Raw genomic sequence first — 21,810 nt, 5'->3', positions numbered from 1 at the left:
CCCACCCCAGGCCCCTCCCCGCAAGGGGGAGGGGTGGTTTACTTCGCTTCCACCGCCGCCTTCAGCCCCGCGACCTGCTGGCCGATCACGCCGTCGACGGGACCCGCCCACTTGTCGAGGCCGCCTTTCAGATAGCCGCCGACGTCATAGGTGACGGTTACGGTCGTCTTGCCGTCCTTTTCCGTCAGCACGAAAGCCAGAGCGCCCGTCGCGCCCGAGGTCTGCAGCGGTCCGAGGGCGCCGGAGAGCACCAGCTTCGACCCCGGCGCGGCGTTGACCGTCGTCATGTGCAGCACCGATCCGCCGTTGGGCAGGCGCTCGCAGAAGCAACCGCCGGACGCCGCCGCCAGGGACAGATTGGCGGCCGAGCCGGACCAGGTGTGCGCCGCTGACCACCATTTCGAGGGCTGCACCAGGACGCCCCAGACCGTCGCGGCCGGGGCGTTCACCACCACCTCGTGCTTGACCTCAAAGCCATTCGGCTGAGCGTCGGCCACCTCGGCCCGGGCCGCGCCGGCGGCCAAGGAGGCCAGGCCCGCGACGGCCATCATCATCATTCTCATGCCGGGTTTCCCTCCCCAAAAAGGCGGGCGGAGGCTGACGGCTTCGACGCCTGGCCGTCAAGCGGGCGATCGTCGTTATTCGACCGGAGAGGTGATCGTCGCGCCGCCTGCCTTCAGCCGGTCCAGCACGCCGTTGGCGGGCAGCAGGAAGCCGAGATCCACCACCGCCACGGTGACCCCGGGCCGCTTCAGCGCTTCCGTCATCGCATCGGTCGTCAGGCCGACGCCCTTCTCCAGCAGCTCGGCGCCGCCGGGCGCGTGGACCAGGCAGCGTTGGGCGGCGCTGGCGCGGTAACGGGCGCGGACAGAACCCAGGTCGCCGTCGGCCCAGTCCTGGCCGATCGTCGTCGAATGGGCGCCGTCATAGGAGATCTCGTCCAGCGCCACGCGCAGGCAATAGAGCTGATCTTCGGCCGAAAGCTTGGAGGCGATCGTCGTCACCGCGCTCATCCGGTACTGGCCGACAGCCTTGACCTTCAGTTTGCGAGCCTTGGCCATGCGCTGGACCGTGCTGACCGGTTTGGCTTCGGACAGACCCGCCGCCTGGCGGAAGTCCGACAGCAGCAGGAAGCCCGCCACGGCCGGCTTCCAGTTCTTGTAGTCGCCCGGCCCCTTTCGGGCCTGGGTTCGGGATTCCACGAACCGGGCCTTCAGATCCGGCGGAAGCTCATTCTCCAGCGACTTGCCCAGCGGCTGGCGCAGGCCCGCGCCGAACCGAAGCACGAATCCGGCGATCTGGGTGACGCCGACCGAGGCTTCCGGCGGCACGAGGACGAGGCTGGCCTTGTCCAGCGCCTTCTCCAGGCGGGGGCTGGACCATTTCAGCTGATGGGGCAGGGGCGGGGCCGAGCCCAGGATGTAGAGCTTGGCGCCGTCCTTCTCGACCAGCCAGACCGCCGGTCCCGGCGGCTTGGCCACCACCGTGAGCTCAGCGACCACCGCGCTCTCGTCTTGAGCCGGCGCCTGACCGAGGTCGACGGTCGGCGGAGGAGCTGTTTGGGCCAGGGCCGAGGAGGAAATCGCGAGCGCGAAGGCGAAAGGGACGAGCTTGGACGCAGCCATCGGTACTCCTTCAGCCCCCGCTTCCAGATAACCCTTCTCCCCTTGGGGGAGAAGGTGTCGCCGTAGGCGACGGATCAGGGGTCGCACAATCGGAAACGCCGCGACGGCGGCTAGGCTGTCGCGGCGGTCCTGGTCTTCGACCCCTCACCCGGCCCTTCGAGCCACCCTCTCCCGCAAGGGGAGAGGGTGAACCCACTAAGCCCCCGCCGGAACGGGGAAGCCGCGCTTGCGCATCAGGGCGCCGATCTTGACGTCGCGGCCGCGGAAGGCGCGGAACTGCTCGACCGGATCGATCGTGTTGCCCTTGGACATGATGTCTTCGTAGAGGCGCTTGGCGACGGCCTTGTCGTAGAAGCCGCCGGGCGCCTCCTGGAAGGCCTCGGCCGCGTCGGCGGTCAGGGTGTCGGCCCACAGGTAGCTGTAGTAGCCGGCAGAATAGCCGTCGCCCGAGAAGACGTGACCGAACTGCGGCGTGCGGTGCCGCATGACGATCTCCTTGGGCATGTTCAGCTTGGCCAGCTCGTCGCGCTCGAACTTATCCGGATCGATATCGGCGTCGCCAGCCAGGTGCAGCTTCATGTCGATCAGGGCCGAGGCCAGGTACTCGGTCGTGCCGAAGCCCTCGCCGAACTTGCCGGCCGCCTCGATCTTGTCGACCAGGGCCTGAGGGATCGGCTTGCCGGTCTGGTAGTGCAGGGCGAACTGGTTCAGCACCTGCGGCGTCGGCAGCCAATGCTCGTTCAGCTGGCTGGGAAACTCGACATAGTCGCGCGCCACGGCCGTGCCCGACACCGACGGATAGGTGGCGTTGGCGTTCAGGCCGTGGATGGCGTGGCCGAACTCGTGGAACAGGGTGACGGCGTCGTCCCACGAGATCAGCAGGGGCTCGCCGGGCTTGCCCTTGATGAAGTTGGAGTTGTTCGAGACGATCGTCGTGATTTCGCCCTTGAACCGCTCCTGGGTGCGATAGGCGTTCATCCAGGCGCCCGAACGCTTACCCGGACGGGCGTAGGGGTCGAAGTACCACAGGCCGACGTGCTTGCCGCCGCGGGTCACCTCGTAGACGGTGATGTCCTCGTGATAGACGGGGATGCCGGAAAGCTTCTTGAATTCAAAGCCGTAGAGCTGGCCCGAGGCCCAGAACATCCCCTCGCGCAGCTTGTCCAGCTGCAGGTAGGGCTTCACCTCGTTCATATCGAGGTCGTACTTGGCCTTACGGACCTTCTCGGCGTAGTATCGGTAGTCCCAGGGCTCCAGCTTGAACCCGCCGCCCTCCTTGTCGATGATCGCCTGCATGTCGGCGACGTCGATGGCGACCTGGGCGATGGCCGGGGTCCAGACCGCCTCCATCAGGCCCATGGCGTTCTCGGGGGTCTTGGCCATCGAGTCTTCCAGTCGCCAGTGGGCGTGGGTCTTGTAGCCCAGGAGCTTGGCGCGTTCGGCCCGCAGCTTCAGGATCCTGGCGATGATGGCGTTGTTGTCGGTGGCCCCGCCGTTGTCGCCGCGATTGACGAAGGCGCGCCAGACCTTCTCGCGCGCCGAACGGACCGGCGACTCGGTCAGGAACGGGTCGACGCTGGAGCGGGTGTTCACGACGATGAACTTGCCGGGCAGCTTGCGCGACTCCGCGTTCGAGGCGGCGGCGGCCTTCAGGCCCTCGGGCAGGCCCGCGAGATCGGCGGGCGAAAGCTCGATCCAGGTGTTCTCGTCGGCCAGCAGGTTCTGGCTGAACTTGGTGTAGAGGCCCGCCAGCTCGGTGTTGATCGCGCCGACCCGGGCCTTGGCGTCGGGGCTCAGCTTCGCGCCAGACCGCACGAAGTTGGTGTAGTAGATCCACAGCACCCGCTGCTGCTCGGGCGTCAGCTTGGCCTTGTCCGGCGAGTTGTAGACGGCCTCGATGCGGGCGAAGAGCGCGGGGTTCTGGTTGATCTTGTCGAAGTGGGCCGAGAGCTTCGGATCCATTTCCTCCTCGACCTTCTGGAACTCCGGCGTGCTCATGTTCGAGCCCCAGATGTAGTAGTAGGTCTGGACCGCGTTCAGCGTCCGGCCGGCGTCTTCCAGCGCCGCGATGGTGTTCTCGAAGGTCGGCGCGGCCTTGTTGGCGGTGATCGCGTCGATCTCGGCCAGGTTCTTGGCCATGGCCGCCTCGAGCGCCGGCTTGAACTGCTCGACCTTGACCTTGTCGAAGGCGGGCACGCCGCCATAGGGACCAGTCCATTTCTGGAGCAGGGGATTGGACGCTTGAGCCATGGACACGCTGGGGCTGAGGGCGGCGGCGACCCCGGTGGCGGCCGCTGAGGCGAGGAAGGTACGACGTTGCACGGAGGGTCTCCGAAAGAAGTTTGTCCGGGACCCTAGGACACCGTGTCGAACCCGTCACATGACAGGACCGTAACCTTTCAGCTACGGGTCCGCCCTGCGTGGACGACGCCCGTCCGGAGCGCTAAAGCTGGCCCATGATCGGCGTCTTCGACTCCGGCGTGGGCGGCCTGACGGTCCACCGCGCCCTCGTGCAGCGTCTGCCCCAGGCGGACTTCACCTATCTGGCCGACCAGGCCAACGCCCCCTATGGCGTCAGGACCGGCGAGGAGATCGTCGATCTGACCAAGGCCGGCTGCGAGCGCCTGTTCGAGCGCGGCGCCAGCCTGGTTGTCCTGGCCTGCAACACCGCCTCGGCCATCGCCCTGCGCCGCCTGCAGCAGACCTGGCTGCCGGGATATCGCAAGCAGCTTGGCCGTCCGGTCAACATTCTGGGCATCATCGTGCCGACCATCGAGAAGGCCACGGGCCTGCCGTGGGAGCACGAGGCCGAGCGGCGCGGCGAGAAGGTCGAGCAGCTGGACATCCTGGGCGTTTTCGCCACCCAGGCCACCGTGCGCTCGCGCGTCTACGAGATCGAGATCGACAAGCGAAAGCAGGACCTGGCCGTGTTCTCCGAGGCCTGTCCGGAACTGGTGCCGCTGATCGAGGGCGACGCTTCCGCCGTGGATCTGGCCAAGGCGGTCGAGGGCCACGTCCAGGCGCTGAAGACCCGCATCGGCCGCTATCCCGACCGCGTGGTGCTGGGCTGCACCCACTACGAGATCATAGCCGACATCTTCCGCGCGGCCCTGCCGGCCGGCACGCCGCTGATCCAGCAGCCCGAGGCCACCGCCGACGCGCTGGAGCTCTATCTGGAGCGCCACCCGGAATACGATCCGGGGCAGGGCGGAAGCCGCGTCTTCCTGACGACCGGCGCGCCGGGCCCACAGAACGGCCTGGTCCAGAGCTTCTGGGGCGGCCCGGTGGCGTTCGAAGCGGCCTGAAATGGGCTGGCTAAAGCGGGTTCCGGTCTTCGCCTGGATCGTGGCTCTGGCCTTCCTGATCTATTCGAACTTTTTCGCGCCGGCAGCGCTGGTGGCTCAGGACTGGTGGCTGATCCTGGGGATCGTGCTGTTCTGGGCGAGCTATTTCGGCTGGCGCTGGATCGCAGGGCTTATCGCCCGCCGGCGGTCGTAGGCCGCGCCCCTTCTGAATCAAATCCTGACGAACGTCGTAAACGCCTCTTAACCCTCTTCGGCCAAAACATGTTGGTTCGACCCATTCTGGCGGGTCGCGAGATACGTTTTGAGTTCGGAGACTTTCATGGCGCGAGCGGCGCGGCGATCCCCGACGGAGCTCCTTTGGGATGCGATCCGTTTTGGCTGGGTCCAGCCCTGGACCGCCCGGTTCCGCGGCGGGGTGGTCACCGTGCTCGGCGCGGTGCTGCTGCTGGCCATCGCCACCTACAACGCCACCGATCCCAGCTTGAACGCCGCCAGCGGCGAACCGGCGCGCAACGCGCTGGGCGGCGTCGGGGCGGCGATCTCCGACCTGTTGATGCAGTCCCTGGGCCTGGCGGCCTGGGGCGTCGCCCTGCTGATGCTGGTGTTCGGCGTCACGCGCGTGGCCCAGGCCGACCCCGACGCCGAGCGCAAGTCGATGCGCCAGCGCGCGATGGTCGGCGTCCTGGGCCTGCTGGCCTTGGCCGCCGTGCTGGCCGCCCCGCCGCCGCCGGCCATCTGGCAGCTGGAAAAGGGGCTCGGCGGCTTCTGGGGCGAGGCCCTGCTGCACGGCGTGGCGGGAACGCTGCGCTTCGCCCATATCCCCGGCGCGACGGTCATCGCGTCGGTGCTGTTCGCCATCGCCGCCGTCTTCGCCCTGGGCTTCGCGATCGGCGTCCGCGACATCGATCCCGAGGTGATCCAGGCCGCCCTGCGCCCGCGTCCGCGCCAGGAACCCGCCCCCGTCCAGGCCGCTCCGGCCAAGGCCCCGCGCGCCAAGAAGGAAAAGGCCGAGACGCCTAAGCGCGCTGGTCGCCTGCCGCCGCTGGACGACGAGGATGACGCGACCGCCATCGCCGCCGCGCCGGCCACGCCCGAACGCGCCTACACGCCGCCGCCCGCCGTCCAGGACGACGAGGACGAGTTCGAGGACTCGCTGGACGCCCGCCCGATGGCGATCGCCAAGCCGAAGGTCTCGCCCAAGGAGTCCGGCCGCGAACTACGCGAACAACAGAAGGCCTTTGATTTCGAGGGCGATGGCGGCTTCCAGCTGCCGGAGCTGGCCATGCTGGCCAAGTCCAAGCCGCGCTCCTCGGAGGTCGACGCCGCCGCCCTGCGCCAGAACGCCCGCCTGCTGGAAAGCGTGCTGGCCGAGTTCGGCGTGAAGGGCCAGATCGACCAGATCCGCCCGGGTCCGGTCGTGACCATGTACGAGCTTGTCCCCGCGCCCGGCGTGAAGACCGCGCGGGTCGTGGCCCTGGCCGACGATATCGCTCGCTCGATGAGCGTGATCTCGTGCCGCGTGGCCGTGGCCCAGGGCCGCAACGCCATCGGCATCGAAATGCCCAACTCGCGGCGCGAGACCGTCTATCTGCGCGACCTGCTCAGCAGCGCCGACTACGAGAAGGCCAGCCAGATCCTGCCCATGGCCCTGGGCGAGACGATCGGCGGCGAGCCCTACGTCGCCGACCTCGCCAAGATGCCCCACCTGCTGATCGCCGGCACCACCGGTTCGGGCAAGTCGGTCGGCGTCAACGCCATGATCCTGTCGATCCTGTACAAGCTGCCGCCCGAGAAGTGCCGCTTCATCATGGTCGATCCCAAGATGCTGGAACTGTCGGTCTATGACGGCATCCCGCACCTGTTGGCCCCCGTCGTGACCGATCCGAAGAAGGCCGTCGTGGCGCTGAAGTGGACGGTCCGCGAGATGGAGGACCGCTATCGCCGCATGTCCAAGATCGGCGTGCGCAACATCGCCGGCTACAACGAGAAGGCCAACGAGGCGCTGGCCAAGGGCGAGCACTTCGAGCGGACGGTCCAGACCGGCTTCGACGAGGCCGGACGTCCGATCTACGAGACCGAGCAGATCCGTCCCGAGGCCATGCCCTATCTGGTCGTGGTCATCGACGAGGTCGCCGACCTGATGATGGTGGCCGGCAAGGACATCGAAGGCGCCGTCCAGCGTCTGGCCCAGATGGCCCGCGCCGCCGGCATCCACCTGATCATGGCCACACAGCGTCCGTCGGTCGACGTCATCACCGGCACGATCAAGGCCAACTTCCCGACCCGGATCAGCTTCCAGGTCACCAGCAAGATCGACGCCCGCACCATCCTGGGCGAGCAGGGCGCCGAGCAGCTGCTGGGCCAGGGCGACATGCTCTACATGGCCGGCGGCGGCCGCATCACCCGCCTGCACGGCCCGTTCGTCAGCGACGGCGAGGTCGAGGCGGTGGCCAAGTTCCTCCGCGACCAGGGCACGCCGCAGTACCTGGAAGAGGTCACCGCCGGCGGCGACGAGGAACAGGAAGAGGCCATCGAGGCGGCGTTCGGCGGCGAGGGCGGCAGCAACGACCTCTACGATCACGCGGTGGCCGTGGTCACCCGCGACCGCAAGGCCTCGACCAGCTACATCCAGCGCCGCCTGCAGATCGGCTACAACCGCGCCGCCTCGCTGATGGAGCGGATGGAGAAGGAAGGCGTCGTCGGCCCGGCCAACCACGCCGGCAAGCGCGAGATCCTGGCCCCGCCGCCGCCGGCGCTATAACGGGAATGCGGGCAACCTTCGCCTTGCCCGCCGCGTTCCCTGGCCTCCCAACCTGAACGGCGCTTCATCGGAGCGCCGGAAAATGGCCTCGCGCCGGCCTTCGCGCGGGCCAAGGTTGCGGCTAAGGAGTTCGCATGACCACTCGCCGTTTCCTTCTCGCGGCCGGCCTGGCCGCCGCCATGGCGTCGCCAGCCTTGGCCCAGAACGCCGCGCCGGCGCCCGCCGTCCTGAACGCCGAGCAGAAGGCGCTGCTCGACAAGGCCACCGCCTATGTCCAGGGGCTGGGTTCCGCCAAGGGCCGCTTCGTCCAGACCGACGCGCGCGGCACGCGCACGCAAGGGACCTTCTACCTGCAGCGCCCGGGCAAGGCCCGGTTCGCCTATGACGCGCCGGCCGGCCTGCTGGTCGTGTCGAACGGCAACAACGTCAACATCTGGGACAGCCGGCTGAAGACCTATGAGAGCTATCCGCTCAGCAAGACGCCGCTGAACCTGCTGCTGGCCCGCGAGGTGCGACTGGATCGCGGCGTGGTCATCACCGACGTGCGTCGTCTGGCCGACGGCTTCACGATCGTGGCCCAGGACGCCAAGCGCCAGGCGTTGGGCAAGATCGCGCTGGATTTCTCGGACGGTCCGGTCGCCCTGATGGGCTGGACCGTCACCGACATCAAGGGCGGCCAGATTCGCGTGCGCCTGACTGACTTTGGCCCGGCGTCGGGACTCGACCCCAAGCTGTTCGTCCTGACCGACCCTCGTCCGAAGGTAGGCCGGCCCTAGGCCCATTTGTGACATTCTCACAACATGCAAGAATCAACACGCGTTTCCCTTGACTAAAAATTGGGACGTGGCATATTTAACACGCATGGCGATGAGCGACCGACCCGCTCTTCGCGAACCGTGCCGGATTCTATCCCCTCCCGGCGGCGGCATGAGAGACTAGACTTTCGTCCCCCGGACACACGGTGTCCGGGGGCGTTTTTCTTTTCAGGCTCGGACAAACACCCTAAAGCCAGCTCATGCGCCTCCGTATCGCCACCTGGAACGTCAATTCCGTCCGCCTGCGCGCCGAACAGGCCGCCCGCTTCGTCGACGAGCAGGCGCCGGACGTCCTGTGCATGCAGGAGATCAAGTGCCAGGAAGGCGAATTCCCGCGCGAGGCGTTCGAGGCCATGGGGCTGAAACACCTGAAGATCGCCGGCCAGAAGGGCTGGCACGGCGTGGCGATCGCCTCGCGCCTGCCGATCGAGGATGTCCCGACGCTGATGAACTGCCGCGAGGGCCACGCCCGCTGCGTGGCGGTGAAGGTCGCCGGGGTAGAGATCCAGAATTTCTACATCCCGGCGGGCGGCGACCTGCCGGATCGCGTGGCCAATCCGAAGTTCGACCACAAGCTCGACTTCTACGAAACCCTGACGGCGGCGCTGAAGAAGCGCGACCCCAAGGATCCGCTGATCGTCACTGGCGACCTGAACATCGCGCCCGGCGAGAATGACGTCTGGAGCCACCGCCAGATGCTGAAGATCGTCAGCCACACGCCGGCCGAGCTCCAGGCCTTCGACGCCATGATCAAGTCAATGGACCTCCTGGACCTGCCGCGCCTGGCGACGCCCGAGCCGCAGAAACTGTTCAGCTGGTGGAGCTACCGCGCGGCCGACTTCCGCAAGTCGAACCGGGGCCTGCGGCTGGACCATATCCTGGCCAGCCCCGGCCTGCGCGACGCGGCGATCGTGGACGGCAGGGTTTCGTCCCGCGTCCACGACGACGTCCGCGAATGGGAGCGGCCCAGCGACCACGCCCCGGTCACGGCGGACCTGAAGGTCTAGAAGTAGCCGGCCGTCTCGATGTCCGCGATCAGGCCCGGACCGGTCGGCGTCCAGCCCAGGGTCTCGCGGGTCCAGGCGCTGGAGGTCAGGGCGTCCATGCCGGCGAACAGAGCGAACCATCCGAAATGTTCGGCTGGGCGGCTTTCGACCGGCAGGTTCAAGCCGCGTCCGATCGCGGCGGCGATCTCTCGGAAAGCCACGCCTTCTTCGGCCACGGCGTGATAGCGCTCGCCGCCGACCCCGCGCTCCAGCGCCAGGCGATAAACCCTGGCCGCGTCCAGCCGATGCACGCCCGACCATCGGTTCTCGCCGTCGCCGATATAGGCCGAGACCCCCGTGCGGCGGGCGATGTCGATCAGCATCGGCACGAAGCCGTGGTCGCCGGCGCCGTGGGTCGAGGGCGCCAGGCGCACGGTCGAGGCGCGCACGCCCTTGGCGATCAACCCGGCGGCCGTCGCTTCCGAAACGCGCGGCAGGCCGGGTCCCTCGACCGGCAGGTCGGTTTCGACCGCGGCCCGGCCCGCCGCGAGCCGCGCCGTGCCGGAGGTGACCAGGAGGGGCTTGTCGGATCCCGCCAAGCCTTCGCCCAGCGCCTCGATCGCCCGGCGGTCCAGGTCGCAGCTCTCCGCGAAGCGCGAGAAGTCGTGGTTGAAGGCGGTGTGGATCACGCCGTCGGCCGACGCGGCGGCGCGCGAGAGCGCGTCGGCGTCCTCCAGAACGCCGCGAACGACGTCGGCGCCGGCCGACTCCAGGGCCGCCGCGCCGTCGTCCGAGCGCGCCAGCCCTAGAACCTGATGGCCGTTCGACAGCAGCTCGCGGACAACCGCCGAGCCGACAAATCCGGTGGCGCCGGTGACGAAAACACGCATGGGACTGATCTCCGATCTTTACGCGGAGATCCTGACCGCTAGGGTTATCCTGTTAAAGTAGTGATCTTATACGGGTATAGAGGCTAACAGGTTGAACGCGCTGACCACCACGGAGAACCGACTAGGCGCCTATCTGCGCGATCGCCGCGCGCGGCTGGATCCCGTCGCGCTGGGGTTCGCCGGCGCGCGGCGGCGCACGCCCGGACTGCGCCGGGAGGAGGTCGCCCAACGCGCCCACATCAGCGCCACCTGGTACACTTGGCTGGAGCAGGGACGAGGCGGCGCGCCGTCCGCCGACGTGCTGGACCGTATCGCTCGGGCCCTGATGCTCACCGACGTGGAGCGCGAGCACCTGTTCCTGCTGGGCTTGGGCCGCCCGCCCGAGCCCCGCTATCGCGAGACGCAGGACATTTCACCCCGGCTTCAGCGCGTCCTCGACGCGCTGGATCCCAGCCCGGCCATGATCAAGACCCTGACGTGGGACGTGGTGGGCTGGAACCGCGCCGCCACCCTGGTCTTTGGCGACTACGGCGCGGCGGCGCCGGAGGATCGCAACATCCTGCGCCGGATTTTCTGCAATCCACGTTCCCGCGCGGCCAATTTCGATTGGGAGGCGGTGGCCCGGTTTGTGGTGTCGGCGTTCCGGGTGGATGTGGCGCGCGCCGGCGCGGGGGCCGAGGCCGCCGCCGCCGCCCTGATCGAAGAGCTCAGCCGACGCAGCCCCGACTTCGCCGCGATGTGGGCCGCCAACGATGTCAGCGCCCACCACGAGGGGGTGAAGCGGCTGCGGCATCCGCTGCTGGGCGAGGTGGCGTTCGAATATTCCGGCTTCGCCGTCGACGGTCGACCTGATCTCGGGATGATCGTCTACAACCCGATGCAGGTCGAAACCGTCGAGCGGCTCGGCGCGCTCCTCGGCGAAGCGCGGCGCTAGGCCGCCAGGGCCCGCGCCGCGCTTTCGCTGACCTTGAACTGGCTCATCAGGCGGGCCAGGTCGTCGGCCTCGGTCGCCAGGCTGTGGCTGGCGGCGGTGGCTTCCTCGACCATGGCGGCGTTCTGTTGCGTCACCTGGTCCATCTGGTTCACCGCGACATTGACTTCGCCCAGGCCGGTGGCCTGTTCGCGGGCCGAGGCGGCGATTTCGCTGACGATCCCGCTGACGTCGATCACCTTGGCGACGATGCTTTCCAGCGCCTTGCCCGTCTGACCGACCAGCTCGACGCCCGTCGTGACCTGGTTGGTCGACAGGGTGATCAGCGACTTGATCTCCTTGGCGGCGTCGGCCGAGCGCTGGGCCAGGGCCCGGACTTCCTGGGCGACGACCGCGAAGCCGCGGCCGGCTTCACCCGCCCGCGCGGCTTCGACGCCCGCGTTCAGAGCCAGCAGGTTGGTCTGGAAGGCGATCTCGTCGATCACCCCGATGATCTGGCTGATCTGGCTGGACGAGCTTTCGATCTCGCTCATGGCGGCGACCGCGCGCTCGGCGATCTGGCCGCCGCTCTCGGCGTCGGTCTTGGCGCCGCTGACGGCCGCTCGAGCGTGGCCGGCGCCTTCCGCGGTCTTGTTGACCGTGGCGGTGATCTCTTCCAGCGCCGCGGCGGTCTCTTCCAGGCTGGCGGCCTGCTGTTCGGTGCGGCGCGACAGGTCGTCGGAGGCGGCCGAGATTTCGCGCGCCCCGCCGCTGATGGTCATGACCGCGTGGCGGACGCCCGCCATCACGCTCTCCAGCTTGGCGATCGAGGCGTTGAAGTCGTCCTTCAACTGCTCGGTCTTGGGCGAGAGCTGCTCTGTGATGCGGTGCGTCAGGTCGCCGGTCGACAGGGCGTGCAGGCCCTTGCCCAGCGCCTCGATCGCGGCGCGATCCTCGGCTGCTTCCCGGGCGCGCTGGGCCTCGGTCTTGGCGCGCTCGGCCTCGCCGGCCTCGCGCATGGCGCCGGTTTCCTGCTCGAGGCGAAGGGCCTTGAGGCTGTTTTCCTTGAAGGTCTCGAAAGCCCGCGACAGCGAACCCACCTCGTCGGCGCGGTCGCGGTCGGGCGTCTCGACCTCGAAGTCGCCGTCGGCGAGGCGCAGCATCGACTGGGTCATGCGGCCGACCGGCGCGGCGACCAGGGTCGTCAACTGCCAGCCCATGCCCACGGCGATGGCCACGAGGCCCAGGCCGCCGCCGATCAGCATGGCGACCGACGAGAAGATCGCCTTGTGCTGGGCGGCCTCGCGCACGGCCATCCGGGCCTGCTCGGCCGAGCGGATTTCTCCCAGGCGCTTGATGATATGGGTCACCCGCGCCTTTTCGCCGGCCTGAGTGAGGGTCTGACGACCCTCCTCTTGGTGGGCGGGGTCGAGACCCGCGAGGGTCAGCGGCTTGCCATAGGTGTCCATCCAGGTCTGCCAGTCAGCCTTCACCTTCTTAAGGTCAGCGGCTTCCTGATCCGTCAGGTTCTGGGTGTCCAGTTTGGCGATGGCGTCGTTGAAGCCCTTCAGGCCCTCGTCGTAGGACTTCATGTACTTGACGCTGCCCGTCAGCAGAATCCCGCGCATCTGGGAATTCACGCGCAGGGCCCCCTTCTCGGCGGTGTGGGTCTGTTCGATGATCGACTTGCTCTCATCGTTCAGCTTGATGGCCGCCTGCATGCTGTTGAGCTGCAGGAAGACGCTGACGATCATCGCCACGGCCGCGGCCAGCAGAAGACCGAACGACAGCATGATCTTGTTACGGATCGAGATGTTCTTCAGGAAAGACATCCGGGGTCTCCAGACCGCGCGAAGTTGAGGAAAGATCGACCTAGAATTCGATCTGCATGCGAGCTTGAACGACTGTCACGTCGGCGTCGTTTTCAACCGTGCCGATGCGGCGATTGTTGACCTTGGCCTTGGTGACGTTCGCCATGAAGCGGACGTTGTTGTAGGGGTACCAGTTCACGCCGGCGGTCAGACCCTTGTAGGTGCCGGCCGTCGCCAGGCCCGGCTGGCTGGCCAGGGCGGTCACCGCGTTCGGGCTCATCTTGGTCAGATCCGCATAGTCGTAGCGGCCCGCCAGCTCGAAGGCGCCCATGCCGCCCTTGTCGATCGGGTGCAGGATCTTGATCTTCCCGAATTGACCGCCCGCGCTATACGGACGGGTCTCGCCGGTCGGGAACCAGCTGGCCGAGGCGTAGCCCGTGACGATGTTGAAGTCGGGACCGCCATTGGCCGCGCTTTGGGTCGTGGTCACGCGGTTGACCTTGATGCGGGCGACCTCGCCTTGCACCGAGACGTTCTTGTGGGCCCACGCCGCTTCGGCGGCCACGGTGGTGTCGCTCTTGCCGACGGCGCCGGTCGACAACAGAACCCCGCCGGCCGAGGTCTGCGGCTTGTAGGCCGTATTGGCGGTGGCCGAATAGGTGAAGCCCGTCTCGCCGCCGGAGTCGCGGTAGCGCATCGAGGCGCCCAGGTGAATGGTGTCGGTCGGGGTCATGACCGGCGCCCAGCTGCCGCGAACCGCGAAGCCCGAGCGTTCCTTGGCGTTGTTGGCGTCATAGCCGCCCGAGACATCGGCCTTGTTGATCGAGTCGCCCTGCAGCGCGCCCCGCAGCGACCAGTTCTTGCCGATCTTGGTGACCTGGGCGGCCAGCACGAAGCCGTTGTCGTTCAGGTCGCCGAACGGGCCGCGCTCCATGAACGTCATGGTCTTGATCGAGGTGAGGTTCTCCAGGCCGGCGGTCTTCTGATTGCCGACCGTCAGCAGCACGCCGTTCTTGGTCTTGTATTCAATGACCGCGTCGTCCCAGCCCCAGGCGCCGCCGTTAGCCGCGCCGCCCTCGATGCGATAGGCCCACTGGCCGAACGTTCCCTCCGCGCCCAGGAACACCTGGCGGGCGCGGTACTGGCGCGCCTTGTACGAGGCGCCGGTGTCGCGATCGACATTGACGTTGACGCCGTCGACCATCACGCGGCCGCGCAGCTTGAAGGTCGCGCCGCTGGCGTCGGTGAAGCGGGGCGAACCTTCCCATTTGATCTGGGTGGCGGTGGCCGGCGCGGCCGCGGGCTTGGCGGCGGCCTTGGTCTCCAGCGACTGCAGACGCTCCTGCATGACCTTGATCTGCGCCTTCAGCTCTTCGAGCGAGGCGGCGTCCGACGACGGCGCCTCTTGGGCGGCGGCGACGCTGGCAAGCATGGAAGCCGCCAGCAGAGTTACGGAGAATATTTTGCGCACGAGAGACGGCCCTGTTTTCTGAGAAAACCAGAATTGTTGGGCGAAGTTGATCGGCTCGGGCGGTGAATTCGTGATTAATACATCGTGAGGCGCGACAATATGACCTATCTGGCGGTCAATATCTGAAGCAGTTCCTCACATGTCTTCTGAATATCGGTGTTCTCTCAAGGATGACCTTTGAGTTGCGCGCGCAGGGGCTGGCAACCTTCCGGACGCTCGGGCGCCGATGGTGACTGGCGAGGGCCGACGGGCTTGACGCGGCCGGGGTCAGCCTTCCGCGGCGACGACCCCGAACTTGATCCACAAGGCCTGCTCCTTGAGGTTCTTGCGAACCCAGGCGGCATGGACCTCGCGCTCGGCGTCGGTCGAGCGCGGGGCGAGGGGACGGGCGCGGGCGCCGTAGGATCCCTGGACGGCGGCCGACACGGCCAGCGTCTCGACCACATGGGTCAGCTCCAGCGCGCGCTCCTTGCCGCCCTGAAGCTCGAGATAGACCTCGGCCAGCAGGTGGGCGTCGATCAGGGCGCCGTGCTTGTCGCGGCTTTCCAGGCTGATCTTGAAGCGTTTGCACAGCGCGTCGAGCGAGTTGTACATACCCGGGAAGCGCTTCTTGGCCATCGCCAGCGTGTCGACCCAGCGATCCTCGTGGATCGGGGCGCGGCCGCACTTCTCCAGCTCGAAGTTCACGAACTGCCGGTCGAAGGCGGCGTTGTGGGCGACGACCACGCTGTCGCCGACGAACTCGACGAAGCGGTCGGCGATCTCGTGGAACTTGGGCTTGCCGGTCAGGAAGGCGCTGGAGAGGCCGTGGACCTTCTCGGCCTCGGCCGGCATGTCTCGAAGCGGGTCGCAATATTCGTGGAACGAACGGCCGGTTGGCATGAAGTCGACCACCTCGATGCAGCCGATTTCAACCAGGCGGTCGCCCGTCTTGGGATCGAAGCCGGTCGTTTCGGTGTCGAGGATGATCTCGCGGGCCATGAGCCTTCTTTGCGACCGTTCGACCCCGGCTTCAAGCGGGACCGGAAGTTCTCAACAGAGTCAGAAGGTCGCGGACCTGCGCTCGAGCGGCCTCGACGCCCTGGCCGGTGTCGATGACGAAATCCGCCCGGGCGCGCTTTTCGGCGTCGGGCAACTGGCGGGCCAGGATCGCCTCGAACTTCTCGGGGGTCATTTCGGGGCGGGCCAGGACGCGGGCGCGCTGCACCTCGGGCGGGGCCGAGACGACGACGACCTTGTGAACGCTTTTCTGGCCGCCGGTCTCGAACAGCAGCGGCACGTCCAGCACGACGATGTCGTGGCCCTCGGCCTGGGCTTTCTGGAAGAAGCCGATGCGATCCGCGCCGACCAGAGGGTGGACAATGGATTCCAGCTTGGCCAGGGCCTCGGGGTTCCCGACGACCTTGGCGCTGAGCTTGGCCCGATCGATCGCGCCGTCGGTGACGACGCCCGGGAAGGCGGCCTCGACCGGCGCGACGGCCGCGCCGCCGGCGGCGTAAAGCGCATGAACGGCGGCGTCGGAATCGTAGACGGGAACGCCCTCGGCCTCGAACATGGCCGCGGTCGTCGACTTGCCCATTCCGATCGATCCGGTCAGGCCCAGGATCAGCATGATTCACCTAGAAGTTTGAGGGCCATGCCGCGCACATCGACAGCCGGCGAGGGGGCGACGCCGTAGATCGCCTCGAAGGTCGGTATGGCCTGGCGGAGCAGCATCTCCAGGCCATCCACCGTCCGACGACCCGCCGCTTCGGCGCGGCGCAAGAACTCGGTGCGCAGGGGCTTGTAGACCATGTCCATGACCACCGCCGTCTTGGGGGTGAGCGAAAGATCCGCCGCTGGACCCTCGCCCCCGCCCAGTCCCAGCGAGGTGGCGTTGATGACCAGGCCGGCGTCGGCCAGGAGGCCGGGCAGGGTGGTCTCCTCGGCCGCCAGCACCCTAGAGCCAAACGCGTCGGCCAGCTCCTGGGCGCGGGCCAGGGTGCGATTGACGATGCGGATCTCCGGCGCGCCGGCCAGCAGCAGGGCGGCCACGGCGCCCCGGGCCGCGCCGCCGGCGCCGAGGATCACGACCGGCGCGGCCGTGACGTCGAAGCCCTGCGCCTGGGCCTCGACCGCGCCGAGCAGGCCCGGCCCGTCGGTATTGTCGGCATGGACGGAGCCGTCCGCCGCGAACAGCAGGAGGTTCGCCGCCCCAGCCATCTTGGCCAGGTCGCTGGCGGTGTCGGCCATCGCCAGGGCTCGCTCCTTGAAGGGGATCGTGACATTGACCCCGCGCACCGCGCCGCCGCGCAGGCCGTCGACGAAGGTCTCGAACCGGTCGGCCGCCGGGGCGAAGGGCACATAGGCCGCGTCGAGGCCCGCCGCCGCGATCCAGGCGTTGTGGATCACAGGGCTCATCGAATGCTTGATCGGCTGACCGCAGACGCCGCCGACGACGGCCGCGCCCGAAATTGTCGAACTCATGCGACCAGGGCTCCGTGGAGACGCAGGAAGTCCAGGAGTCCGACCAGAGGCAGACCCAGTATGGCGAAGTAGTCCCCGTCGATCTGGTCGAACAGCTGCACGCCCTCGCTCTCGAGCTCGTAGCAACCGACCGACCACAGCAGGGCCTCGCCGCGGCGCTCTATATACTGGTCGAGCCAGGCCTCGCTGAACGGGCGCACCGACAGCTTGGCGGTCTCGACGATCCGCCAGATCGGCTGGCCGTCGCGCGCCACGACCACGGCCGAGTGCAGTTTGTGGACCTGCCCGCGCAGTTCCAGCAGGCGCGAACGGGCCTCGTCCAGCGTGTCGACCTTGTCGATCAGCTTGCCGCGAAGGTCGAGCGTCTGGTCCGCGCCGATCACGAGACCAGGCCGCTTGGTCGAGACCTTGACCGCCTTCATCTCGGCCAGGGCGTCGGCGACATCGCGGGGTGTGACCGCCTCGGCCAGCAGCGCCGCCTTGGCGGCGTCCTCGTCGACGCCCGAACCGACCGCCTCGAAGGCGACGCCGGCGTTCTTCAGGATCATCTGGCGGGCCGAGCTCTTGGACGCCAGGGTTACGGGAGTCAGCGTCAACGGCGTCAGGCTCCCAGGACCTCGACCTTGCCGCGACCGCCCGACAGCAGGTTGATCACGGCGGCCGCGGTCTCCTCGACCGAGCGGCGGGTGATGTCGATCACCGGCCAGCCCTGGCGCTCGAACAAGCGGCGGGCGGCGATGATCTCCTGGCGCACGGCGTCGGCGTCGACATAGTCGCTCTCGCGGTTCTCCTTCAGGGAGAGCAGGCGGTTGCGGCGGATCTGGATCAGCCGGTCGGGCGAGGTGATCAAACCGACGATCAGGGTGTTCTTGAGCTCGAACAGCTCGGGCGGCGGCGGACGTCCCGGCACCAGCGGCACATTGGCGGCGCGCACGCCGCGATGGGCCAGATAGATGCAGGTCGGGGTCTTGGAGGTCCGCGACACGCCGACCAGGATCACGTCGGCCTGGGTCAGGTCCTGGCCGCCTTGGCCGTCATCGTGAGCGATGGCGTAATCCAGCGCCTCGATCCGATCGAAGTAGTCGTTGGTCAGGGCGTGCTGGGCGCCGACCCGCGTCGAGATCCGCGCGCCCAGATAGCGCGACATGGCGCTGACCACCGGGTCGAGCGCGGCAATGCAAGGCATCTCCAGCTTACGGCAGCCTTCCTCGAGCGCGGAACGCAGGCCCGGATCGACAATGGTGTGCATGACCACGCCCGGCGCGCCGGCGATCTCTTCAAGCGCCCGGTCGAGCTGGCGTGTCGAACGCACCAGCGCATAGATATGTTCGATCGGCAGGATGTCGGTGAACCGGGCGCACACGGCTCGCGCCATGGCGTTCAACGTCTCGCCCGTCGAGTCCGACACCAGATGGATGTGGAAGTAGGTCGCGAAGCGCGGGGGCAACCGTTCGCCCTCGCCGCCGGCGCCGTGACTCTCCTGTGGATCATCCGTTAACGGTTGTTTAACCACTTGCCCTGCCTCTGGGGACGCCTGGGCGCCGAATGGTCCGCGAGGCGTCGTGACATGGCGCCGCTGTGATCAACGGTCGCATTGCTCGCGTACCATCCCCAGGCCCGACCCGCATCCCCCGAAGTCTGAATCCCGCTTATCCAAGTCGGGGGAAGAGTCCCGTGAGGGGTCTTTCGCGCACCGCCGTTAATTAAGTTTTCATTAAGACCTTCAAGGCCCTGCAAACCCTTCCACATTATTAACAGAGCGTTAAGCACATGTGCGAGGCCTTGTGGGCAAAGGCGGATCGGGTGTGGGAGTCAGCCCTTCGCGCAGGGTTTTCCACGGTTTGCAGTTGCCCTCCCTCACCCTCTTCCAAAACCTAATTTCTTATTAAGATATGTTAGAAAGGGCTTAAGGGGACTGAGGGCTTGAGCCGAAGCCCGCGCCGGGCTTTAACCCGAGCCATGACGTCGCCTTCCGAAAATCCCGGCCAGACCCCGAAGTTTCTCTCCGCGCTGTCGGGTCAATCGCACGCCCATCCGCCCATCTGGTTCATGCGGCAGGCGGGACGGTATCTGCCGGAGTATCGGGCGGTTCGCGCCACGGCCCCCGACTTCATCAGCTTCTGCTTCGATCCGGAGAAGGCCGCCGAGGTCACGCTGCAGCCGATGCGGCGGTTCCCGTTCGACGCCGCGATCGTCTTCGCCGACATCCTGCTGATCCCCGGCGCCCTGGGCCAGAAGGTCTGGTTCGAGGCGGGCGAGGGTCCGAAGCTCGGCGACATGCCCTCGGTCGAGTCCATGGCCGAAAAGGCCGGCGAGGCGGGCAAGGCCCTCTCGCTCGTCGGGGAGACGCTGACGCGGGTTCGCTCGGCGCTCGATCCGTCAAAGGCCCTGATCGGCTTCGCCGGCGCGCCCTGGACCGTGGCGACCTACATGATCGAGAAGGGCTCCAGCGATCGCAGCGGCGCGCGGACCTTCGCCTACCAGAACCCCGAGACGACCGACGCCCTGATCCAGGTGCTGGTCGATTCGACCATCGATTACCTGGCGATGCAGGTGGACGCCGGCGCCCAGGCCGTGAAGCTGTTCGAGAGCTGGGCCGAGGGCCTGTCCGAGCCGCTGTTCGATCGTCTTGTCACCCAGCCGCACAAGAAGATCGTCGAGGGCCTGCGGGCCCGCGGCGTCACCGTGCCGATCATCGGCTTCCCGCGCGGGGCCGGCGCCCTGGTCGAGGGCTACGCCGCCCAGGTTCCGGTGCAGGGCGTCGCGCTCGACACCCAGGCCAGCGCCAAGCTCGGCCAATCGATCCAGAAGACCAAGACCATCCAGGGCGCGCTCGATCCGCTGCTGCTGCGGGCGGGCGGAGACGCGCTGCTCAAGCGGGTGGACGAGCTGCTCGAACAGTGGAACCAGGGTCCCTATATCTTCAACCTGGGGCACGGGATCCTGCCGGACACGCCGATCGCGCACGTCGAGGCGGTGCTGGAGCGGGTGACCGGACAGAAGGTGGTCAAGTGAGCAGGAAGCTCGCCGTCGTCCTGTTCAATCTCGGCGGACCCGATGGCCCGCGCGCCGTGCGGCCATTCCTGTTCAACCTGTTCCGCGACCCGGCGATCATCGGCGCGCCCGCCCTGATCCGCTATCCGCTGGCCGCGCTGATCTCGACCACGCGCGAGAAGACGGCCAAGGCCAACTACGCGATCATGGGCGGCGGCTCGCCGCTGCTGCCGGAGACGAAGAAGCAGGCCGAGGCGCTCGAGAAGGCCCTGGCCGTCGCTCTGCCCGGCGTCGAGGCCAAGTGCTTCATCGCCATGCGCTACTGGCATCCGCTGACCGGCGAGACCGCGCGCCAGGTCGCGGCCTTCGCGCCGGACGAGGTGGTGCTGCTGCCGCTCTATCCGCAATTCTCGACCACCACGACCGGCTCGTCGCTGAAGGCCTGGCGCAAGACCTACAAGGGCTCGGGCGCGGAGACGACGGTCTGCTGCTATCCGACCGAGGCCGGCCTCGTCGACGCCCACGCCCGGATGATCCGCGAGACCTGGGAGAAGGCCGGTTCGCCGACCAACATCCGGCTGCTGTTCTCAGCCCACGGCCTGCCGGAGAAGGTGATCCTGGCCGGCGACCCCTACCAGAAGCAGATCGAGGCCACGGCCGCCGCCGTCGCCGCCAAGTTGCCGGCCGGGATTGACTGGACCGTCTGCTACCAGAGCCGGGTCGGCCCGCTGAAGTGGATCGGTCCCTCGACGGACGAGGAGATCCGCCGCGCCGGCGCCGAGGGCAAGGGCGTGATGATCACCCCGATCGCCTTCGTCTCCGAGCACGTTGAGACCCTGGTGGAGCTCGATCACGAATACGCCGAGTTGGCTGAGGAGGTCGGCGCCGCGCCGTACATCCGCGTCCCGGCCCTGGGCGGCGCGCCCGAGTTCATCGACGGCCTGGCCGGCGCGGTTCGGAACGCCCTGGCTGAACGCGCCGGTTCGGTGGCCCCGGCCTGCGGCTGGCGCTGCGGCGCCGAATGGTCCAAGTGCCCGCGTCGAGAGGGAGCCGCCGCGTGATGGATTTCCTGGTGGCGCACTTCAACCTGGTGCGCGGGCTTCACATCCTGTCGGTCATCGCCTTCATGGCCGGGATGCTCTACCTGCCGCGCCTGTTCGTCTATCACAGCAAGGCGGCGCCCGGCTCGGAGATGGCCGAGACCTTCGTGGTCATGGAGCGGCGCCTGCTGCGCGGGATCATCAATCCCGCCTCGATCGCCACGGCGCTGTTCGGCCTGGGCCTGATCCTCGCCGACAGCCAGATCCGCGGCTGGAGCTTTCTCCTCGAGCCTTGGATGGCCACCAAGCTGGTCGCCCTGGTTGGCCTCTACGGCTTCCACGGCTTTCTGTCGGCCTCGCGCAAGAAGTTCGAGAAGGGCGAATATCCCCGCTCGGAGAAGTTCTGGCGGATGGTCAACGAGATCCCGTTCGTGCTGGCGATCGTGATCGTCCTCTCCGTGACGACCAAGTTCCTGAACCACTAGACCGGTCGCGGCGCTTGACCCGCCGCCCGCCGCGTGATTTGCATCGCCGATAGGTTCGCTGTCGGTGAACCGCCTCCTTTCACGGACTGGCGCCCGTCCTGGCGCGCCCCGCGAGCGATCCGCTCCAAGGTCCGTCCCCCGAACGATCCGCGTCATCGTCAATCGACGCGCATGTCCCGGTCCTACCGGGCGTGACCCATGAAGTTCTACCGGCCGGACTCCGTCGTGGAGACCGCGCCCACCCTTGAGTC

General features: G+C 67.7%; 20 protein-coding genes. 9 read left to right on the top strand and 11 right to left on the bottom strand.

Annotated features, from left to right (window positions below):
* Positions 1–38 precede the first annotated feature (38 nt).
* The 3 genes from CSW60_RS11535 to CSW60_RS11525 all read right to left on the bottom strand — a co-directional run bounded on the left by CSW60_RS11535 (position 39) and on the right by CSW60_RS11525 (position 3,947).
* A complete protein-coding gene (locus CSW60_RS11535) occupies positions 39–557 on the bottom strand; it encodes an SRPBCC family protein (protein WP_099537369.1) in 519 nt (172 codons plus the stop codon).
* Between the two features lie 81 nt (positions 558–638).
* Positions 639–1,625 carry a TraB/GumN family protein gene (locus CSW60_RS11530; RefSeq protein WP_099537368.1) on the bottom strand — a complete coding sequence of 329 codons (987 nt, stop codon included), beginning with the start codon at positions 1,623–1,625 and terminating at the stop codon, positions 639–641.
* Between the two features lie 195 nt (positions 1,626–1,820).
* On the bottom strand, positions 1,821–3,947 hold the full coding sequence (locus tag CSW60_RS11525) for a M3 family metallopeptidase (protein WP_099537367.1): 2,127 nt from the start codon (positions 3,945–3,947) through the stop codon (positions 1,821–1,823).
* A gap of 134 nt (positions 3,948–4,081) precedes the next feature.
* Here CSW60_RS11525 and murI point away from each other — a divergent pair, with 134 nt between their 5' ends.
* From murI to CSW60_RS11500, 5 genes are all read left to right on the top strand, one after another.
* Positions 4,082–4,930 (top strand): glutamate racemase, encoded by an 849-nt coding sequence (gene murI / locus CSW60_RS11520; protein WP_099537366.1) that lies wholly within the window; start codon positions 4,082–4,084, stop codon positions 4,928–4,930.
* A 1-nt stretch (position 4,931) separates the two neighbouring features.
* Positions 4,932–5,123, top strand: a complete 192-nt coding sequence (locus tag CSW60_RS11515; RefSeq protein WP_099537365.1) for a hypothetical protein — start codon at positions 4,932–4,934, stop codon at positions 5,121–5,123.
* A 108-nt stretch (positions 5,124–5,231) separates the two neighbouring features.
* On the top strand, positions 5,232–7,691 hold the full coding sequence (locus tag CSW60_RS11510) for a DNA translocase FtsK (protein ID WP_201723017.1): 2,460 nt from the start codon (positions 5,232–5,234) through the stop codon (positions 7,689–7,691).
* 134 nt (positions 7,692–7,825) lie between these two features.
* A complete protein-coding gene (locus CSW60_RS11505) occupies positions 7,826–8,467 on the top strand; it encodes an outer-membrane lipoprotein carrier protein LolA (protein ID WP_099537363.1) in 642 nt (213 codons plus the stop codon).
* A 239-nt stretch (positions 8,468–8,706) separates the two neighbouring features.
* Positions 8,707–9,513: an exodeoxyribonuclease III gene (locus CSW60_RS11500; RefSeq protein WP_099537362.1), complete on the top strand. Its 807-nt coding sequence runs from the start codon at positions 8,707–8,709 to the stop codon at positions 9,511–9,513.
* Here the strand turns inward: CSW60_RS11500 and CSW60_RS11495 are convergent.
* Positions 9,510–10,382: an SDR family oxidoreductase gene (locus CSW60_RS11495; protein ID WP_099537361.1), complete on the bottom strand. Its 873-nt coding sequence runs from the start codon at positions 10,380–10,382 to the stop codon at positions 9,510–9,512. The two genes, CSW60_RS11500 and CSW60_RS11495, sit on opposite strands and share 4 nt — an antisense overlap.
* Before the next feature lie 91 nt (positions 10,383–10,473).
* On the opposite strand from CSW60_RS11495, the gene CSW60_RS11490 reads away from it, so the two are divergent.
* Positions 10,474–11,316, top strand: a complete 843-nt coding sequence (locus CSW60_RS11490; protein WP_099537360.1) for a helix-turn-helix transcriptional regulator — start codon at positions 10,474–10,476, stop codon at positions 11,314–11,316.
* Here CSW60_RS11490 and CSW60_RS11485 read toward each other — a convergent pair.
* From CSW60_RS11485 to CSW60_RS11455, 7 genes are all read right to left on the bottom strand, one after another.
* Positions 11,313–13,124 (bottom strand): methyl-accepting chemotaxis protein, encoded by a 1,812-nt coding sequence (locus tag CSW60_RS11485; protein ID WP_099537359.1) that lies wholly within the window; start codon positions 13,122–13,124, stop codon positions 11,313–11,315. The genes CSW60_RS11490 and CSW60_RS11485 overlap by 4 nt on opposite strands.
* A 40-nt stretch (positions 13,125–13,164) precedes the next feature.
* Positions 13,165–14,535: an OprO/OprP family phosphate-selective porin gene (locus CSW60_RS11480; RefSeq protein ID WP_099537358.1), complete on the bottom strand. Its 1,371-nt coding sequence runs from the start codon at positions 14,533–14,535 to the stop codon at positions 13,165–13,167.
* 306 nt (positions 14,536–14,841) lie between these two features.
* On the bottom strand, positions 14,842–15,555 hold the full coding sequence (gene dnaQ, locus CSW60_RS11475) for a DNA polymerase III subunit epsilon (RefSeq protein ID WP_099537357.1): 714 nt from the start codon (positions 15,553–15,555) through the stop codon (positions 14,842–14,844).
* A gap of 31 nt (positions 15,556–15,586) precedes the next feature.
* Positions 15,587–16,186, bottom strand: coding sequence for a dephospho-CoA kinase (gene coaE / locus CSW60_RS11470; protein WP_099537356.1), 600 nt, complete (start codon positions 16,184–16,186; stop codon positions 15,587–15,589).
* On the bottom strand, positions 16,180–17,040 hold the full coding sequence (gene aroE / locus CSW60_RS11465; protein ID WP_099537355.1) for a shikimate dehydrogenase: 861 nt from the start codon (positions 17,038–17,040) through the stop codon (positions 16,180–16,182). The genes coaE and aroE overlap by 7 nt, the downstream gene beginning before the upstream one ends.
* Entirely contained in the window at positions 17,037–17,636 is a 600-nt protein-coding gene (locus CSW60_RS11460; protein ID WP_099537354.1) for a Maf family protein, read from the bottom strand. Before CSW60_RS11460 ends, aroE begins: the two co-directional genes overlap by 4 nt.
* Positions 17,637–17,641: 5 nt before the next feature.
* The gene (locus tag CSW60_RS11455) at positions 17,642–18,553 is read right to left on the bottom strand and encodes a pyruvate, water dikinase regulatory protein (protein WP_099537353.1); all 912 of its coding nucleotides are present in this window, start codon (positions 18,551–18,553) and stop codon (positions 17,642–17,644) included.
* A gap of 446 nt (positions 18,554–18,999) precedes the next feature.
* On the opposite strand from CSW60_RS11455, the gene hemE reads away from it, so the two are divergent.
* From hemE to CSW60_RS11440, 3 genes are read left to right on the top strand one after another with little or no spacing between them, the layout of a single operon-like run.
* Entirely contained in the window at positions 19,000–20,055 is a 1,056-nt protein-coding gene (gene hemE / locus CSW60_RS11450; protein ID WP_099537352.1) for a uroporphyrinogen decarboxylase, read from the top strand.
* Positions 20,052–21,095 (top strand): ferrochelatase, encoded by a 1,044-nt coding sequence (gene hemH, locus CSW60_RS11445; protein WP_099537351.1) that lies wholly within the window; start codon positions 20,052–20,054, stop codon positions 21,093–21,095. The genes hemE and hemH overlap by 4 nt, the downstream gene beginning before the upstream one ends.
* Positions 21,044–21,559 (top strand): CopD family protein, encoded by a 516-nt coding sequence (locus tag CSW60_RS11440; protein ID WP_201723045.1) that lies wholly within the window; start codon positions 21,044–21,046, stop codon positions 21,557–21,559. The genes hemH and CSW60_RS11440 overlap by 52 nt, the downstream gene beginning before the upstream one ends.
* The last annotated feature ends 251 nt before the right edge of the window (positions 21,560–21,810 follow it).

Origin of the sequence: Caulobacter sp. X, assembly GCF_002742635.1 — a bacterium.
Lineage (GTDB): Bacteria > Pseudomonadota > Alphaproteobacteria > Caulobacterales > Caulobacteraceae > Caulobacter.
Note: the sequence above shows the minus strand (reverse complement) of the source record. Positions and strands in the feature narration are given on the sequence as shown.

Excerpts from the sequence above, each read along its gene's own strand:
- CSW60_RS11500 (WP_099537362.1), top strand. The coding sequence starts at position 8,707 with ATGCGCCTCCGTATCGCCACCTGGAACGTCAATTCCGTCCGCCTGCGC.
- coaE (WP_099537356.1), bottom strand. The coding sequence starts at position 16,186 with ATGCTGATCCTGGGCCTGACCGGATCGATCGGAATGGGCAAGTCGACG.
- aroE (WP_099537355.1), bottom strand. The coding sequence starts at position 17,040 with ATGAGTTCGACAATTTCGGGCGCGGCCGTCGTCGGCGGCGTCTGCGGT.
- CSW60_RS11480 (WP_099537358.1), bottom strand. The coding sequence starts at position 14,535 with ATGCTTGCCAGCGTCGCCGCCGCCCAAGAGGCGCCGTCGTCGGACGCC.
- murI (WP_099537366.1), top strand. The coding sequence starts at position 4,082 with ATGATCGGCGTCTTCGACTCCGGCGTGGGCGGCCTGACGGTCCACCGC.
- CSW60_RS11530 (WP_099537368.1), bottom strand. The coding sequence starts at position 1,625 with ATGGCTGCGTCCAAGCTCGTCCCTTTCGCCTTCGCGCTCGCGATTTCC.
- CSW60_RS11515 (WP_099537365.1), top strand. The coding sequence starts at position 4,932 with ATGGGCTGGCTAAAGCGGGTTCCGGTCTTCGCCTGGATCGTGGCTCTG.
- CSW60_RS11505 (WP_099537363.1), top strand. The coding sequence starts at position 7,826 with ATGACCACTCGCCGTTTCCTTCTCGCGGCCGGCCTGGCCGCCGCCATG.
- CSW60_RS11495 (WP_099537361.1), bottom strand. The coding sequence starts at position 10,382 with ATGCGTGTTTTCGTCACCGGCGCCACCGGATTTGTCGGCTCGGCGGTT.
- CSW60_RS11535 (WP_099537369.1), bottom strand. The coding sequence starts at position 557 with ATGATGATGATGGCCGTCGCGGGCCTGGCCTCCTTGGCCGCCGGCGCG.
- hemE (WP_099537352.1), top strand. The coding sequence starts at position 19,000 with ATGACGTCGCCTTCCGAAAATCCCGGCCAGACCCCGAAGTTTCTCTCC.
- CSW60_RS11485 (WP_099537359.1), bottom strand. The coding sequence starts at position 13,124 with ATGTCTTTCCTGAAGAACATCTCGATCCGTAACAAGATCATGCTGTCG.
- dnaQ (WP_099537357.1), bottom strand. The coding sequence starts at position 15,555 with ATGGCCCGCGAGATCATCCTCGACACCGAAACGACCGGCTTCGATCCC.